At 40.7% G+C, this 18,388-nt stretch carries 10 protein-coding genes and 1 riboswitch; of the genes, 4 read left to right on the plus strand and 6 right to left on the minus strand.

Features of this window, described 5'->3' with window-relative positions:
- Positions 1–261 precede the first annotated feature (261 nt).
- The gene (locus tag IGI80_RS03110; RefSeq protein ID WP_002378863.1) at positions 262–900 is read right to left on the minus strand and encodes a lytic polysaccharide monooxygenase; all 639 of its coding nucleotides are present in this window, start codon (positions 898–900) and stop codon (positions 262–264) included.
- Positions 901–1,327: 427 nt separating this feature from the next.
- Positions 1,328–1,494: riboswitch (M-box (ykoK) riboswitch) on the plus strand.
- 91 nt (positions 1,495–1,585) lie between these two features.
- On the opposite strand from IGI80_RS03110, the gene IGI80_RS03115 reads away from it, so the two are divergent.
- From IGI80_RS03115 to IGI80_RS03130, 4 genes are all read left to right on the plus strand, one after another.
- On the plus strand, positions 1,586–3,202 hold the full coding sequence (locus IGI80_RS03115; RefSeq protein ID WP_002372620.1) for a phosphatase PAP2/LCP family protein: 1,617 nt from the start codon (positions 1,586–1,588) through the stop codon (positions 3,200–3,202).
- Between the two features lie 270 nt (positions 3,203–3,472).
- The gene (gene pepG1, locus IGI80_RS03120; protein WP_002389461.1) at positions 3,473–3,616 is read left to right on the plus strand and encodes a type I toxin-antitoxin system toxin PepG1; all 144 of its coding nucleotides are present in this window, start codon (positions 3,473–3,475) and stop codon (positions 3,614–3,616) included.
- Positions 3,617–3,740: 124 nt separating this feature from the next.
- Complete coding sequence (locus IGI80_RS03125; protein WP_153829595.1) at positions 3,741–3,875, plus strand: putative holin-like toxin; 135 nt, start codon at positions 3,741–3,743, stop codon at positions 3,873–3,875.
- 230 nt (positions 3,876–4,105) lie between these two features.
- The gene (locus IGI80_RS03130) at positions 4,106–4,249 is read left to right on the plus strand and encodes a putative holin-like toxin (RefSeq protein WP_002396786.1); all 144 of its coding nucleotides are present in this window, start codon (positions 4,106–4,108) and stop codon (positions 4,247–4,249) included.
- 194 nt (positions 4,250–4,443) lie between these two features.
- Here the strand turns inward: IGI80_RS03130 and IGI80_RS03135 are convergent, their stop codons facing one another.
- The 5 genes from IGI80_RS03135 to menA all read right to left on the minus strand — a co-directional run bounded on the left by IGI80_RS03135 (position 4,444) and on the right by menA (position 18,379).
- Complete coding sequence (locus tag IGI80_RS03135; protein WP_438722663.1) at positions 4,444–9,135, minus strand: WxL domain-containing protein; 4,692 nt, start codon at positions 9,133–9,135, stop codon at positions 4,444–4,446.
- 348 nt (positions 9,136–9,483) lie between these two features.
- The gene (locus IGI80_RS03140) at positions 9,484–12,483 is read right to left on the minus strand and encodes a WxL domain-containing protein (RefSeq protein ID WP_438722665.1); all 3,000 of its coding nucleotides are present in this window, start codon (positions 12,481–12,483) and stop codon (positions 9,484–9,486) included.
- Between the two features lie 331 nt (positions 12,484–12,814).
- Entirely contained in the window at positions 12,815–16,696 is a 3,882-nt protein-coding gene (locus IGI80_RS03145; protein WP_438722667.1) for a WxL domain-containing protein, read from the minus strand.
- Entirely contained in the window at positions 16,683–17,045 is a 363-nt protein-coding gene (locus tag IGI80_RS03150; protein WP_002370158.1) for an LPXTG cell wall anchor domain-containing protein, read from the minus strand. Before IGI80_RS03150 ends, IGI80_RS03145 begins: the two co-directional genes overlap by 14 nt.
- A gap of 386 nt (positions 17,046–17,431) precedes the next feature.
- Complete coding sequence (gene menA / locus IGI80_RS03155; protein ID WP_438722670.1) at positions 17,432–18,379, minus strand: 1,4-dihydroxy-2-naphthoate polyprenyltransferase; 948 nt, start codon at positions 18,377–18,379, stop codon at positions 17,432–17,434.
- Positions 18,380–18,388: the final 9 nt, after the last annotated feature.

Raw genomic sequence — 18,388 nt, forward strand, 5'->3', positions numbered from 1 at the left:
GGGGAAGTTTAGAAAAAAGCAAGTGGGACATCAGTCGTTTTGACTGATGTCCCACTTGCTACTTCTGAAGATAATCAGCTGAACAAAAGCAGCCCCTTCGGAAATAAGCCGAAATTGACTTTCTCACACAAGTGTTCGGCATATCTTAATCCTTCCAAGTGTTAAGAATCACGAAGAACGTAGTGATTCGATGATGAACAGAACCTACTTAGTTCTTGGCGCTAAGCACTTTTGTCTCAGCCGCATTATCTTGATACCTGATTATTGAACATTAACATCTATCGCTTGATAAAATGAATTAATCGTGTCATTGATATCCCAAACGGCATAAATAACATGGTATCCTTTCCTATCAGCGGGAATCTTTATTCTGTGTGTTTCTGTATCATTGACCATAAATCCTTGACCAGGAGGTAAATCTTGACCGATTGGTTGCCCTACTATGCCAATCAGTTCCATTTCGTCCATCGTTAATGGTGCATTAGGATTCCATCCAGGTTTCGTCATATAGTATCTAAAACGATTGGTCTTATGTTTTGCCGTCATCACCCATTTAAAATTATTCTCTCCTGTTGTTATATTACTTTTTACCCAACGAGTGGCTGTTTGTTCATCTAGTTTGGAATAGCTTGCTAATCCAGCTGAAGGCAACCTTCCATTTAATTGACCCGTGTCTAATAATTTAGTTGGCGCTTCAATTCCTTGGGGTGTCGTGATAATTTCTGGCTGTGAGCTGTCTTGACCAGGTCCCCATCCAAATCCGTTTGCTTCCGCATTTTTGACTCGACTGACTGGGCTATCAACATAGCCATGTGCATAACTCTGCTGTGCATCTCCTAAAGCAAAAACACTGATCATCGTTGCGCCCACTGCAATTATGAATAACATCATTTTTTTCATGTATATCGCTCCCTTATAAGCAAAACCCTTCAAAAAACATGTAATCTTAATCAACTGAAACGTAAAATCTCCACAACATCATTTTTACTTTTTCGATAGCGACCATCAACTTTGTGCACAATTATTGTCGACATATTTATTTTAAATGAAGTAGCAATTCAATAGCAACTGTCCGCCTTTTTTACTGAGAAAAACTTATAGCACTCTTATAAAAAATGTTTGTTTTTTAATTTATCATTATTGAACACCAACTATTTATAGCGGTTAACCGAGAACAGCCTTGTACACTTTTTTTTAGAATGCTCAAGTACTGTTTTTTTAACTGCTTCACTTCCCCACACCTTTAAATTTATTTAAAAAACAATAAATTTTCTTAAACTTCATTGTGAGAACCGCTGCATAAATTCTATACTTCTAGCGTTAGATAAAATAACCTTGTTAGGTGAGGCTCCTATCCAAACATAGGCTATTGCGCAGAAATGTCGAAAGACACCAATGTGTAAAACAGGAATGGTCGAATTAAGGCTCTTCTAAAAATAGCTAAGAGAAATCTTTACGTTGGATAGTGCTAAAGCTCAGACGATGAGAACCGATTGGCTTGCTGTGTCCTGTTTAGTCGCAAGCGCTTATTTACGATCGATGCTGGCTTAGTCTACTCTTTCAAGGGAAAAAGAAAGGGATTCTCATGCAAACATCGAATAAAAAATTTCCACTTTATGCCCTAACAACGCTTGGTTTTACTTTCCTCACTTTGTTAGTGGCGGCTAGTCCAAATTGGTTTCAACAAATGGACGAAGCTATCTATCACATCAAATGGCAATTAAATGCCCCACTTTTAACAGCGGTCAATCTGTTAGCAAAAACAGCCACAATTGGACCAATGCTGCTATTCTTCTTATTATTGATGGTATACCTTTTACGCAAAAAAGAAAAAATCCTAGCCTTTTGGGCTGTCAGTAACCTATTAGCTGTCGGCTTCTTAGGGAGCGTTTTTAAACATGTGGTGGGTCGGGCTCGACCAAACCTAGGCGCTTTAGCTGACCGGAGCTCTGCTAGCTTTCCCAGCGGACATTCATTATTAGCAATGGCGCTGGTCTGTACAATTTTGATCATTTTGGCCTATCTTCATGTCGAAAAAACCAAAGGCATCAAAATTTTCTTACTCACTTATTTAGTTTTGATTGTGTTAGGTCGCTTAATCTTACGCGTTCATTATCCTAGTGATGTCATCGCTGGGATGCTCCTAAGTTATAGCTGGATCAACTTTTCATTTCAAATTGTTCAACGTTATTTGCCGGCACCTGAACCAGAGGAAGCAGAAGTACCGACACAACGCCGGCGCCGCCATTCTCGTAAAAGAAAAAGTTTATTCGTGGTCTTCAGTTTAACTCTTTTATTTTTAGGCACACTTTCTGTTTCGGCTTACGGCGTCAGCATGTATCGTAATTTGCAAAAAACGGCGAACACCATGTATAAACCAAGAAAATCTTCCACGAAGAGTCCCGATTTAGCCAAAGGAGAACCGGTTAGTTTCTTAATTATGGGAATTGCGAATGACTCAAAACGCAAAACCGATTACCGCTCCAACGCCTTGATGGTGGTTACAGTGAATAATCAATTACAAAAAACTACCATCACTAGCATCCCGCGTGACTACTATGTGGAAATGGCTGGCACCAATGGCGAATACAATAAAATCAATGCGGCCCACGTTTTCGGTGGTGCCGATATGCAAATTAAAACGGTTGAAAATGTCTTGCACATCCCAATCAATCATTACTTTTCAATTGATATGGATGCTATGAAGGACCTTGGCGATGCGGTGGGCGGCGTCACTGTTGACAATGCCTTTGCTTTTGACGCTGAAGGGATTCATTATCCGAAAGGCAAACAGCATTTAGGGGGCTGGGAAGCTTTACAATATGCGCGCATGCGTTACGAAGACCCCGAAGGCGACTATGGTCGTCAACGCCGCCAACGAGAAGTTTTAATCGAATTAACCAACAAGCTACTTTCTTTTAACAGCTTGCTAAAATATCAAGAAATTCTGGACGTAATCGGCGAGCATGGCGAAACCGACTTGTCCTTTGACCAAATGATGGCAATGCTAAAAAAATACACCCCCGCACTAAAAACGATTGAAACCGATCAATTAAAAGGCTACGATTACACTGGCGATGGCGTGACAGGGATTGAAGGTATTTCTTATCAACTTGTGGAAGAGAGTGAACGCCAACGTGTCGAAAATGCCATCAAAGAACAAATGAACCTCTCTACGAAAGACACTGAACAATCGCAATAACGACTAAAAAGCAGCGCCCCTTAATGAAAGGGGCGCTGCTTACTTTGGCTAGTTAGACGGTCATTTCAAAAATATTAATTTTTGTCACCGTTAGTAACGGCTCTACATCAGAGAGGTATGTTAGCGCATAGCTCTCTTTTCATTACCATTATAGCACAATTACCTAAAAAAATATATTGGAAACTAATTATTTTTTTGTTTCACATGGTATAATCTAAGTGTAGAGAAGTTATGGCGGTGGCTATCCAATCTGAAAGAGAGGTGATGCGTATGCACGTATTTCCGAAATTTAGAGAAAGGAGAGGCCTTTTGTCAGCATATGAAACAATTCAGACAATTCTTGGGTTTGGTATGTTTACCATTGCTTTGATTGCGCTGATTGTGAAATTGCTTAAAAATGACAAGAAAAAATAACCGTCTACTTTGACTGAGTACGGTTATTTTTTGTAACTAAAAAGGTCACCGTCTTAAACGGCTCTACACTAGAGAGGTATGTTAGAGCATACCTCTCTTTTCGTCTCTATTGTAGCATATTTCTCTGAAAAATACGAATAAAAATATCGTTTACTGTACAACATATGAAACAATTCAGACGATCCTAGGGTTTGGTATGTTTACCATTGCTTTGATTGCACTGATTGTGAAATTGCTTAAAAATGACAAGAAAAAATAACCGTCTACTTTGACCAGTACGGTTATTTTTAAATAATCAAAAAGGTCACCGTCTTAAACGGCTCTACATCAGAGAGGTATGTTACAGCATATCTCTCTTTTCATTGCTATTATAGCACAATTACCTAAAAAAACATGTTGGAAACTAATTATTTTTTAGCCCTACATGGTATAATAAAATTGTAGAGAAGTTATGGCGGCGGCTATCCAATCTGAAAGGTGGTGGTGCTTATGAATGTAAGTACTAAAATCTATGAAAGGAGAGGCCTTTTGTCTATCGCAGAAGCTTTAGCTCTGATGATTAGTTTCGGTTCTTTTATCGCAACGTTAATCTTCGGAATCCTAGAGGCTGTTAAAGAAGACAATAAAAAATAACCGTCAACTTTAGCGAGCACGGTTATTTTTTATAAATCACTAAAAATCGCTACCGTCTGAAACGGCTCTACACTAGAGAGGTATGTTGGCGCATACCTCTCTTTTCATTACCATTATAGCACAACGACCCTCAAAAGACCATCAATAAAAATGCACGAGCCTTAGAAAAATAAGAGGCTCGGGCATTTTTATTTTTATGGGCCAGTCACTAAATTCCAAGTGACGGCGGCTTGGTATTGTTGGCCAGACATGCCTTGATTGGCGGGCACTTCTAGTTTGATGTTAGCAAACGTGAAGTCCAACTGATAGACGTCACTACCTGTGAACTGTTGGTTCGCGACCACCGCTGTTGCGGTATTGTCGGCGGTTAAATTCACGGTGCCAGTCTTGCCAAGCGGCGTCTTGGTTTCTGTTGGTTGGTTGTAATCGGTAAAGCCGGCAGCAGCGGCCGCTCCTAGCAACAAGCGGGTCGTTGTCGGCAGGCTGTCTGTGGCTGATTTTGGTTGCGACAGTTGCGCCGTTAAGCTCCAGTTGTCTTGGCTAGTATTCAGGCGTAAATAGGGATTGCGTGTGCCGTTGTCGTAGTAATCAGCGGCTTTTTTCAAACCATATTGTTGCTTACTTCCTGAAATCGCTAATTTGCCAAAATCAAATGTTGGCGTACTAATGAAGCCGTCGCCGTCAGGATTAGTTATTTCTTGGTCTAGGTCTTTAATACGGACCGTATCTTTGGCGATTAAGCTGCCAAAGTTGCCCGTTACTTCAACTTCAGCGGTTAAAACTTGACCAGGATTTCCTGTAACGGCGGTTCCTAATAAGTTCATTTGTAACTGTCCGCCTGCTGGTAAGGGCGTATTTAATGGCAGAGAAAAACCTGCTGCCCACTGTTCTTTCGTAACTGGATAGGCCTTAGCATTCTGCCCTGTACCTAACACAAAAATAGTATTGGGCGGGCTGATGCCAGCGGCCCATGTCGCCGTTGGTTTGATTTTAATGGTCGTCAACGGGGCTTCTCCCGTATTTTTTAATAGCACTTCCCAGTGATCCATTGTCGTGCCATTTTCGACTATGTCAGCGGAACCTTTTACCGTTAATTCTGCTGTAGGAACCGCTTCTTGATACACAGCGGTCATGTCGTCATTATCATCAAATGTTGGAGTAAAGCTTGGTGTTGTTGTTGTTTTTAAAGGTGTTGTTGTTTCTTTCCCTTTGTACCAGCCTTTGAATACATAGGTTTTTTCTCCGACTTGGTAAGTTTTCGGCAACGCTTTTGCAGCGGTATATTTATACGTTTCACTGTTCATTACCAGCTGATTTCCTTGCATAAATCCTGTCGGTGCTGTAATCTTCGTACCATTCTCATCTACAAAGTTTTCAGTGATGCGCCGATTTTCTAAATAGTAATTTACTGTCCCTGTTGCGTATATTTCTGTGTGGGCAGTCACCCCGCTCACTGTACTATTATAATCCATTTTATAAAGAGAAGAGAAGGTTGTTCGAGTGGTTTCCCCTTGCCACCCTACTTCAGGAAACCGGTAATCCGTTTGAGACCCCGCAATTGGTGTCACTTGTAAACGATTTTCAGTAAATTCTGCACTATTTTTCGTATTATGATACGCAATTATTCCCGTAACCCCAGAATAATTCGGACCATTATATTTACTCGATGGGGTTATAGTCGGCGTTTTATAATACTTAGGAATTGTCACGATGCTATTACGTGTTCCATAAAGCTCTTCATCCGACGTAAAACTTCCCACAATATTGACAGCTGGAAGCTTTAACTGTAGAAAATCACCAGTTGGTAACGCGGTAATAGTTTGCAACTTGCTTTGTAAACCACCCACTACCTGAGACATATCTGTGCGGATATTGAAATTACTTGGTGCTACATAGTCACCCGTCTCATTGATAAAACCAAAATTAATCGTTTTGTCTTCCGTCTTAAATTCATCATATACTATAGTGATATCATCTTGGTCATCATAAGTCACTGGATAACTAATATTTCGATTTGTTCTGGTGATTTCATTTAGTTTGTCTGGTTTTTCTTTGCCTTTATACCAGCCTTTTAAGACATAAGGCCGATTATTGACTTTGTACATAAAAGGCAACGTACCTGCCTGAGTAAATGTAAAATTATCCTTATCAATGATTGTTTGTTTCCCTTGTGTGAACCCAGTTGGCGGCGTAATTTTCGTTCCAGATGCATCCACAAAATTTTCAGTTACACGGCGATTAACAAGATAGTAATATAACGTGCTTTCAGGAAACATTTCCACGCCAGCTAACGAATTATCATTTCTTATAAGTGTTGTTTTATATAAACTTGAGAAAAGGTTTTCAGGATTATCATCCCAGTATATTTCACGGAGTTTATAACGTTGGTTCTGACTCTTCGTTACTGTGAAATATACAGGATTTGCGCCTTCTGTATAAGGATTACCAGCAAAAGTCCTTTCTACTCGTCCTGCTAAAGGATACTCTTGTCCTTGATACCCAGAAGGTTTTTGAAATGAAAGGTTCTTATAGTATTTAGGAATCTCAATAAACGAGTTCCTTGTACCATAAAAGTTCGAGCTATTCGTTAACGTGTACTGTTTTTGTGGAATTGTCATGGCTTTTAAGTTTCCTGTTTGATCCGTTGCCGAAATATTATCTAAAACCGTGCTAACGCCATCGATAATCTGAACTACCTCTGTGGTGACTTTAAAGTCAGCAGGATTGAGTAATTGCCCACTTTCTCCAACAAACCCAAACTGCACGGTATTGCCGCCATATTTAATTTCTTCATATATAATTGTTAAATCATCATTATCATCATAGGAGGCATCATATTCCGGCACTCGTGTGGTTTGTAAATTTTGAGGTTGCGTTTTCCCTTTATACCAGCCTTTAAAACGATAGGCTTTGTCATTCGCGTAGTAACTATAAGGTAATTCTTGCGCCAATTTAAAATGGTAGGTGTCGCTGTCAATGACTGTTTGCTTTCCCTGAGTAAATCCTGTCGGTGCTGTAATCTTCGTACCATTCTCATCTACAAAATTTTCAGTGATGCGCCGATTTTCTAAGAAATAATACATCGTATCATCGGTTGTATAGTAATTTGGCACACTTACTTCTGTATTTGTACTAGTCAAAATAGAATCAAATCTCGTTTTGGTTGTATCCTCTATCCAAGAAGTGTAGTACAGTCGATACTGATTGGCTGTCGTTGTAGGATATAAACTATAATATTTGCCATCTGTCTCCACCCGTATGTCAGCTATCGTACTGTCCACAAAACGCATTCTTTTTGTTGCAACAGGATAAGCTGTACTGGAGCCTGTATAATGAGGCCCAGGTGTTACTGTTGGTGGCTTGTATTGTTTAGGGATTGTTAAGCGAAAATTAGTACTACCATAAAAGGCAGGATTTATCGTTTTCGTGTAGGTTAATTGTTGACTAGGAATGGTTAATTTTTTCAGATTCCCACTATTAACACCTGTTGCTGTTCCTACTTGTTTCGCTATTCCGTTCATGATCGATGTTAAATTAGTCTGCATCCCGAAATTCGCTGGCGCTATTAATGCGCCTTTTTCATCTACAAACCCAAAACTATAAGTGATTTCCGGGATTGTCGTTGTCTTTTCTTCTAATTCCTCATAAAAAACATACACATTGTCTTTACCATCGTAAGTAACATCAAATTCTGGTGTCAATGTGGTTTCCAACTTAACGGCTTTAGGATCTGGTCGAGCGGATCCTTTATACCACCCTTTAAACTGGAAGTGGCGATTCCCAGAAGAATAGGTTTTTGGAAATGCTTTTGGGGCTTTATAGTGAAAATTGTCTGACTCAACCACTGTTTTCGAAAGGGCTGCGTTATAGCCTGTCGGATAGGTTGGCAAAACTGTCGATGTCATGTCATTATAATAAATACTAACTCGTCTATTGGGTACATAATAATAAATCGTATCATCGGTTATTAAATAATTATTTTCACCTGCAGTCGTGGCCATATTGTAAGCAGCAGAAAATTGGACTTTTTGAGGATCAGGGACCCAAGAATATGTTCGCAAACTAAATTGCTTAGGCGTTGCCGTAGTAAACATATTAAAACGTTCCCCTGTTGTGTATGTACTATAATCCTTGCCAGTAGCTATAGTTACTTGACGGGAAACAGCCAAAGGAAAGGTTGTCGTGTCTGGTCCTTTATAAAAATTATTAGGCGTTGTCTTGGGGGCAGTATATTGCCCTGGCAACGTAATTTTGTGATTGGTTAGTCCCGAAAAACCGTAGTCCTCTGTGGCGTCATCATCAGGAAGTGTAACTTTCGGCACCGTCAACATCTTGAAATTCCCTAGATTACTAGTTGTAATGGTTCCCACCTTTGTCTGAGTACCTGATTTTCTTTCTACTTTCGTGACATCGGCTGTGAACGTCACTTTAGCAGGATCAATAAACAACCCATTTTCATCAATAAAGGCCATTTTATAAGTTTTCCCAGGAATATCAGCCGTTTTAACTGCACGATTTTCTCGCTTTGTCGGCTCCTCCTGAGTCGCTTCAACAGCCGCTGTCGTTGTATCGGCTGTTGCTTCAGTCTGGTCCTCTGCCGATGGTAGTTGCGGCTCTTCTATCATCTTTTGAGGTAATTCTGATGTCTCTGGTTCTGTGGTTGGTTCTGATGACGCAACTGTGTTGGCTGTTTCATTTTCTTGACTAGCGTTTAACGATGAGTCGCTTGTAGCGGTATCCTCACTTGCCGTTGTTTCGCCCGTTTCAGTGGTTGTTTCATTTTCAACAACCATTGTTTCGGCGAGTACTGAGATGCCATTGAGTGAACTTATCAATAAGGAACAACACAAGGCGGTTGTAAGTAACTTTTGCCATTTTTGATTCATGCTATTCTCCTTTTTATGTATTGGTTTTATTGTTAATTGTTATATGTAAACCTTTTAATTTTCTCCATTATTCTATCAAAAAAAGGCGGCCTTGAAATTTTAAATTTTGCTACAGCTAAGTGACTTTTCCAATGATTCCTATTATACCAAGGCAGAAGAGCACTTTTTCATCGAAAAAGTGCTTGATAATCAAGAGAATCTGCCATTTTGCTACTGATTCTCAGCCAAATTCCTTAATTTTCATAAACAAAAGCTCAAAATATTAGTATCAAACACTAACATTTTGAGCTTTTCTCATGATATTTTTACTATTTATAAAAGGAGTCCGCCACATAATCCCGAAGGTTGTTAGGGACCAGTCACCAAATTCCACGTAACGGCGGCTTGGTATTGTTGGCCAACCATGCCTTGATTGGCGGGCACTTCTAGTTTGATGTTAGCAAACGTGAAGTCCAACTGATAAACGTCACTACCTGTGAACTGTTGGTTCGCGACCACCGCTGTTGCGGTATTGTCGGCGGTTAAATTCACGGTGCCAGTCTTGCCAAGCGGCGTCTTGGTTTCTGTTGGTTGGTTGTAATCGGTAAAGCTGGCAGCAGCGGCCGTTCCTAGCAACAAGCGGGTCGTTGTCGGCAAGCTGTCTGTCGCTGATTTCGGTTGCGACAGTTGCGCTGTTAGGCTCCAATTCGGTTGGGTTTTCTTGATCCGCAGATAGGGATTGCGTGTGCCGTTACCATAGTAATCAGCGGCTTTTTTCAAGCTGTGCTGTTGCGTACTTCCCGCTACCCCAACCTGACCAAAATTGAAGGTTGGAACACTGATGAAGCCTTCCCCAGTTGGTTCCTTTGTTTCTTGATCTAAATCTTTAATCCGGACCGTATCTGAGGCAGTCAGTTTGTTGAAGTTCCCTGTGACTTCCACAGCGGCTTTTAGCACTTGGTTTGGTTGTCCAGTAACTTTTGTTCCTAGGAGATTAATCGTTAGTTGGCCGCCCACAGGAAGACTACTGTCTAAAGGAATCTCAAAACCTGCTTCCCACTGCTCTTTCGTGATTGGTCGAACTTTCGTATTTTGACCAGTACCTAAAATAAACAGTTCCGTGGGTGTACTAATTCCAGCCGCCCAGTCAGTGGTTGGTTTAATCTTAACTGAAGTTAAAGGTGCTTCTCCAGTATTTTTTAACAGCACTTCCCAATATTCCATGGCTGCGCCATTGTCAATGACATCGACTGCACCACGCATCGTTAAGTTAGCGCTGATGTTTGCTTCTTTGTAGACTGCCGTCATGTCGTCATTGCCATCAAAAGTTGTATTGTATGTTGGCGTAGTGCTTGTCGTTAAGGTATTAGGCTTGGTTTTACCTTTGTACCAGCCTTGGAAAATGTAAGTTTTACCACCTACTGAATAACTAGCTGGTAAAGCTCTTGTTGCTGTATACTTGAAAGTGTTGCTCGTCATGGGAATCTGGTTCCCCTGCGTGAAGCCTGTTGGCGGCGTGATTTTAGTGCCGTTGGTGTCCACGAAGTTTTCGGTGACTTGTTTACGGGTGACTGTGTAGACTAATTTGGATGCATTTACTGGATTTCCACTAAAAAGATTCATGGTAATTAGGGGCTTACCTCCGTCACTCGCATAACCCATCAATGTATTGAATACTCCACTACTTTCCTTTGAAAAATATACTCCATCTGTATCAAAGCCTAATAAGGCGATATTTCCAGCACTCAGGTTATATTCTGTTGGCACTTGATTAGGATCTATAATTGTGGCGCTACCACTGGTATAGTTATAGCCATACATTTTCATAACACTTTTCACCGTATCTAATTCAATACTATTGACATATTTTAATTGTTGATTGATCGCTAGTTTATCTAGAGAAAAATTAAGTCTGTTCGTACCATTAATTGGTTTGTCATTCCCATAAACTCGCAATAGCTCTGGTGATAATGGCATCGTACCATTGTTAAGACTTAGTGTGTATTGTCCGCTACCTTTGCTTTTGGATGTTAAATCGTACAAATCTGTATAAAGCCTATCACTCGTTCTTTGCACACGATATTTACCGCTAAAAGTTAACGCTGGCGTGAAGCCAACCCCTTTTTCGTCTACAAAGTTTACATCTAATGATGGATACAACGTTGTGACTGCCTCTTCCTCATACACCACCGTCAAATCGTCATTCCCATCATAGGTCACCGCATAGCTTGGCGCTTTGGTGGTGGTCAAAGTATTGGGCTTGGTTTTACCTTTGTACCAGCCTTTGAATTTGTAGGTTTTGCCGTTGCTTGCTTTGTAAGTCTCTGGTAAGGTGCCAGCTTGTTTGAAGGTGAAAGCATTGCTGGTCATTGGTGTTTTCTTGTTTTGGGTAAAACCTGTTGGCGGCGTGATAGCTACGCCGTTAGTATCTACGAACTTTTCGGTAACTTGTTTCCGAGTGACTACGTAATTAAGTGTTTCTCGGTACGTGGTAGTGCCATCAAAACCTATTAATATTGGTCCACGTTCTATAGAATCTGTGCGCAGCATCGTTAATACGTCAGTAATTTCTGGAGCCAAAGCTAATGAATTTAGAGAAAAGATATTTGCACTATTTTTAGAAAATGTTCTATCCCTCTGAGTCAAACTACCTGTAACATAATTACCAAATTGAGCTGCTTCAGATGTTTGTTGCTCACTGTATCTGGTCCTGTTTATACTACCAGGCGGGGCAACAATACTGTCGACATACTTTAACGTGTTATCAATCTTTAATTGTTCAATTGCGTACAAATTATGAGTGTAACCTGCTGGTAAATTTGTGAGAAAATCGTACGGCATAGGAATCGTTGCATTGACAGCTACTCGATATTGACCACCACCTGCATTAGAAGAAACAATTGGATATCTATCAGCGTATGGTCGCCACTGACTAGTTGCCGTGTGGCGAGCTAATTTATAATACGTCCCTGATAACGTTAAGTTTTCATCAGCAAAAGCTTTTCCTGTTTCATCAGTAAAGCCAAAGATCATTCTCGGATAAATCACTTGATCATTCGGCACCCAACGTGGCGAAATACTCGTTTGTCGGTCATTTTCACTACTATTTTCTGGTACCGATTCTGTTGTTTCAGTTTTCACCTCTGGTATTTCTGCTTGTTTCTCTGTTTCCTGTGTTACTTCTTCCCGACTCGTTTCAGTCGTTTCTTGACTGCTTTCCGTACTTTCTTGCGTTGTGCTACTTGCTACTGTCGGACTACTTTCACTCGTGACTGTTTCCGCAACTGCGGTCACGCCAGAAAAGGCGTTAATCACTAAAGAACTACACAAGCCAATGGTTGCTAAGCGTTGCCAGTTAATTCTCTTCATGTCGTCCCTTCTTTCTATGTACCATTTTGATTCATGCTATTCTCTTTCTTTATGTATTGGTATATGTACAGCTTTTAATTTTCTCCATTCTATCAAAAAAAGGCGGACTTGAAATTTCAAATTTTGCTACAGCTAAGTGACTTTTCCGACGATTCCTATTATACCAAGGTAGAAGAGTCCTTTTTTACTAGAAAAATGTGCGAAAAACCAAGAAAATCTGCCATTTTGCTTCTGATTCTCAGCCAAATTTCTTAATTTCCATAAACAAAAGCTCAAAATGTTAGTATCAAACACTAACATTTTGAGCTTTCCTCATGATAACTTAACTATTTTAAGGACCTGTAACTAAGTTCCACGTAACTGCGGCTTGGTATTGTTGCCCCTTGACCCCTTGGTTGGCTGGCACTTCAAGTTTGACATTGTTGAAGGTGAAGTCCAACTGATAGATATTACTCCCAGTGAATTGCTGGTTGGCAATAATCCTAGTGGCCGTGTTGTTGGCATTCAAACTAATGGCACTCGTAGTACCGACCGCATTTTTCAACTCGGTAGGTTGGTTGTAATTTGAGAAACTCGAAACAGGAGCCGCCCCTAATAATAAGCGGGTCGCTGTTGGCAAGCTGTCTATCACTGATTTTGGTTGCGACAGTTGCGCCGTTAAGCTCCAATTCGGTTGGGTTTTCTTGATCCGCAGATAGGGATTGCGTGTGCCGTTGCCATAATAATCAGCGGCTTTTTTCAAGCTGTGCTGTTGCGTGCTTCCCGCTACCCCAACTTGACCAAAATTGAACATTGGAACACTGATGAAGCCTTCAGCCGTTGGTGTCACAATTGCTTGATCATTGTCTTTCACACGTACGGTGGCCGAAGCAGAGACACCACTGTAATTCCCACTGGTGGTAATCCCAGCGCGCAAGACTTGCCCCGCTGTCCCTGTCGCTTTCGTAGTGAACTGAACCGTGGCAGATTTTCCTACGGGAATGTCAGTGCCTAAGCTAACACCATTGGTCCACGTAGTCGCTGTGACGGGAACTGTTTTCGCGGTTCCGCCAGCTGGCGTGACAATCATGGCGGTTGGTGCTGCTAAGCCAGTTGTCCAAGCGGTTGATTTCTTGATGGTCGCCGTGGTTAGTGGCGCTTGGCTTGTATTGGTAATTGTGGCACGCCAGGTGACATTGCCGCCGCTAGTCACGGTTTCAGCGGTAGTGCGAGTTAAAGCGACACTTGCTTTCGGTACTTCTTCCTTATACATCGCCGTCATGTCGTCATTGCCATCAAAGGTTGTACTGTATGTTGGCGTAGTGCTGGTTGTTAAAGTATTAGGCTTAGTTTTGCCTTTGTACCAGCCTTGGAAAATGTAAGTTTTACCGCCTGTTGTATAACTAGCTGGTAAGGCTTTTGCGGCTGTGTACTTGAAGGTGTTGCTAGTCATGGGAATCTGGTTCCCTTGCGTGAAGCCTGTTGGTGGCGTGATTTTAGTGCCACTTGTGTTCACAAAGTTTTCGGTGACTTTGCGGTTGGTTAGATGATAGTAGATTGGTCCTTCAATCGTTTTATATCTAATATTTCCATCACGTTCATCTAAACTATTAATATTTCTACTAATAAGATTGGGATATTTAATGTTAGGATTCATCGACACATTTACCTCCCGCAGAGTATAACTCTTGTCTGCTTTCTGTGTTAAGGCTAAATCAGAAATGAGCGTTGATTCACTAAAAATAGTATCTGGCACATTAGATTCAACTAATGTTACTCTTGGTAACGGGTAATTTGTATTAATCTTACCTGTTTTATCATAAAGGTTTACTGATTCGTAATATTTAGGGAGTTTAATCGAAAATTCAGAAAATCCATCACCATTCCACCCTGTTGTAGTAGGTCGTTCTATACTTGATGCAGGAAATATCACCTGTTTGAAATTACCCACTGTTGTACCGCTCTGATTTGAAGCAATCGTTTTAAAAGAAACATTTGAATCTGCTCCCCCATTTCCTCTAACTTCAATACCTGTATAGTCATACGTGATATTAATATCGGCAGGATTTGCTAATTTTCCATCTTCACCAACGAAACCAAATTGATAATTCACTGCTGGGAAATCAAAAGCTTCAATCTCCTCATACACCACATTCAAATCATCATTATCATCATAAGTCACTGGATAACTAGGTGCTTTGGTGGTGGTCAAGGTGTTTGGCTTGGTTTTACCTTTGTACCAGCCTTTGAACTTATAGGTTTTGCCACCTGTTGTGTAAGTGTCTGGCAAGGTGCCACTTTGTTTAAAGGTGTATGGGTCACTGTTAATTACTGTTTGTTTTCCTTGCGTAAAGCCTGTTGGTGGCGTGATTTTAGTGCCGTTGGCATCGACGAAGTTCTCAGTGATCTTGCGATTAGTTAAGTGATAATAAACTGGACTACTGAAAGTTGTATATTTTGCATATCCAGAGACTAGGTCAGTACTATAAATTACTCTATGTAAAAATTCTGGATATTTTACACTAGGATCCACCACTGAATATGACTCATATGGCGCATAACTCTGATCTGATTTCTGTGTCAATCTTAAAAAAGCAATTACCGATGCTTCTGATAGAATCTGATCATCATAGCGGACACTATATTTCCTAGTATATGCTGGCAATGGATAGCTTGGATTGATTTTGCCTGTTTTATCATAAAGATTTAACGATTGATAGTACCTTGGAAGTTTAATTGAGAAATTAGCGTACGCATCTCCATTATAACCTGTTTCAGTAGGGCGAGCTATAGATGTTGCAGGCATTGTAACGTTTTTTAAGTTGCCTACTGTTGTGGCACTTTGATTGGTGGCAATGGTTCCAAAAGAAACAGTATCATCTGCTCCCCCTCCTGTTCCTCTATAAGCACTGGTTTTGTAATCATAGGTGATATTAATATCGGCAGGATTTGCTAATTTTCCATCTTCACCAACGAACCCGAATTGATAGGTCAGCGCTGGGAAATCAAAAGCTTCAATCTCTTCATACACCACATTCAAATCATCATTATCGTTATAAGTCACCGCATAGCTTGGTGCTTTGGTGGTGGTCAAGGTGTTTGGCTTGGTTTTGCCTTTGTACCAACCTTTGAACTGATAGGTTTTGCCGTTGCTTGCTTTGTAAATCTCTGGCAAGGTGCCACTTTGTTTAAAGGTGTAGGGGTCACTGTTAATTACTGTTTGTTTGCCTTGGGTGAAACCACTTGGCGGTGTGATTTTGATTCCATTGACATCAACAAAATTTTCAGTAACTTTACGTTTTGTTGTATACATATAAATAATATTATAGTTATTTGTTAAAGCATCGGGTCCGATATTATATTTAGTATATGTTTTATTTGCTATCGAGCCAACGCGATAAACGGCATTAAAACTGAATGAAGCTGTTGCTAGACCTACTTCATCAAGACCATGCTTGACTTGATAAACATTCGGCTGAGCAATGACATGCATTGATTGCCCAAGTGCACTATCTGATGACATTTTCCACCAGCCAACTTGGGTCTGCCCGTTATTATCATACCTACTTATATAAGATGCTGGATATATTGAATAGGACGGCTTGACAAAACTCAGCCCTTTATACCATTTTGGCAGTGTAATAGTAACATTCCTTAAGCCGTATGCAAAGTTCACAGTATTTGAATAGTTAACCCCTGGAATCGTTATTCTATTAAAAAAAACGTTTTTCCCTGCATATGCTGTACTATATCGAACAGATTGAACACTACCAACAAGTCCATTGACGCCACCTGTTCGTACCCACTGACTATCGCCCGTAATAGGTGTGGTCAAAGCAACGCCATTATTCTCTTCATCTACGATTGCAAAATCCATTACTTGACTAGGAATTGCAACAGTTGCTTTAGGGGAAACTGTTGGTGAATTCTGTAGTGAATTGTTTAATGGGTCTATCATATCTATTTTAGAATCACTCGTTTTCGTGATTTCTTCTGGTTTCTCTGTTTCCTGTGTTCCTTCTTCCCGACTCGTTTCAGTCGTTTCTTGACTGCTTTCCGTACTTGCTGGCGTTGCGCTACTTGCTGATGTTGCTTCCTTAGCGCTACTTGCTACTGTCGGACTACTTTCAATCGTGATTGTTTCCGCAACTGCGGTCACGCCAGAAAAGGCGTTAATCACTAAAGAACTACACAAGCCAATGGTTGCTAATCGTTGCCACTTAGTTTGCTTCATGTCGTCCCTTCTTTCTATGCACCATTCCCGCCAAGCCGATTAAGGCTAAGCCGAGAATGCTAAGATTTGCCTGACTCTTGCTCCCTGTACGAGGGAGCTGCGAGCCAGTTGTGGTGGTCTGTGTCGAACCACCACTTCGTTGATCTCCTTGCGGAGGACCAGCTGGTTCCTTGGGATCAGCAGCTGGCGCATCTGTTTTCGGTGGGGCATCTTTAGGAGCGGGTGTTCTCGGATTTTGGTAAAATTCAATCCCCACCGAACTAGAACCACCATCAGACGCTTCAACATTTATAAAAAAACTAGGAGAAGATAGTAGACACACAATCATTAAATAACGCTTTTTTTTCATTTAAAAACCTCCTTTAGATTCACTTGTATTCGTTGATCTTTTATACAAGGAATGTGTAACAACCTTTTTTCATACCTCTATAATAACAAAGAACCCCCCTTTAGGAATTGACGTTTTTTTCGCACCTCTTGCGAAAATTTTGAAAGTTCTTGTTATACCAGGGTTTACAACACCCGTTATTTAATAATCATTACTAAAAAAAGGCGATTTTAGTCAATTTTTATCAAAAATCCCCGACAAAAGTTTAAGGTTTCTAGCCATTTAACGAGAAAAGCTCAAAAAGTTAGTAATTGATACTAACTTTTTGAGCTTTGTGTAACACTTTTGAAGAAGTCGATTGAAAAAAAACAGTATTTTTTTCGTATTTTCTCTACTTTTTTTAGAATCTAGCCAAGCAATGCACTAATTAATAGCCCTAAGGCATAGGTGCCATTGAAAACCATTAAGTTTTTAATGGAATGACGGAAACTTTTCGGCTGCGGCAATTCTTGTTTAAACGTTTGAATATTTTTCCAAATGACTGACAGAGTGGCAAACGTGATTAACACAGGCCATTGATAAATACCACTAATGAAGCCGAATAAAATCACCAGATAACCAGCTAGCGCTAACACTTGAAACAGCACAATCCCTGCTGGGCGCCCGATATAATAGACTAATGTATAACGGTGGTTCTCAATATCCGTGTCTAAGTCCCGTAAGTTGTTGGCGAGCATGATGTTAGCAATCGAACAAACCAAGGGCAAGGACGCCACGACAATCGCAAGCACCGCCCAGAGATTGCCGTCTAAGCGAAAGGCGCCGCTAGCAAAATCGACCGTTAAATAAAAAGGCGGATTGGTGACGACGTTCAAGTAAACGGTTAAGACGAAGATGCCTAAGCCCATCGTGAAGCCACTGAAAATTTCCCCCAAGGGCATGCGGGATAACGTAATCGGTCCATACGTGTAGAAGATCCCGATGAAGCAGCAAATCCCCCCTAATACGAGGAAGAGCCAGCCTGTTTGAACCGTTAAGTAAGCACCCACAACGGCAGTGAAGGCAATCATGGCAAAAATCATGTTGCGGACCAGTTGTGGTGAAACGCCTGATTGTCCGATAATATTTTCTTCATATTTATAGACGTCAGATTTGGCTTTTTTGAAGTCCATGTAATTGTTAATGGCGGTGGTGGCCATATCAAAGACCACCATGCCAATGAAGAAAACCAGCGTGTTGCCCCACTGAACTTCCCCGAAATAGGTCATTGAAAACAAGACCCCGATAATGAAGGGAAAGAGACTGGCAAGCTTCGTCTGAATTTCCACTACTTTTAAAAACACATTTAAAGACATTTTTAGTCG

The sequence above is a fragment of the Enterococcus sp. DIV1420a genome (assembly GCF_051712165.1).
GTDB lineage: Bacteria > Bacillota > Bacilli > Lactobacillales > Enterococcaceae > Enterococcus > Enterococcus faecalis.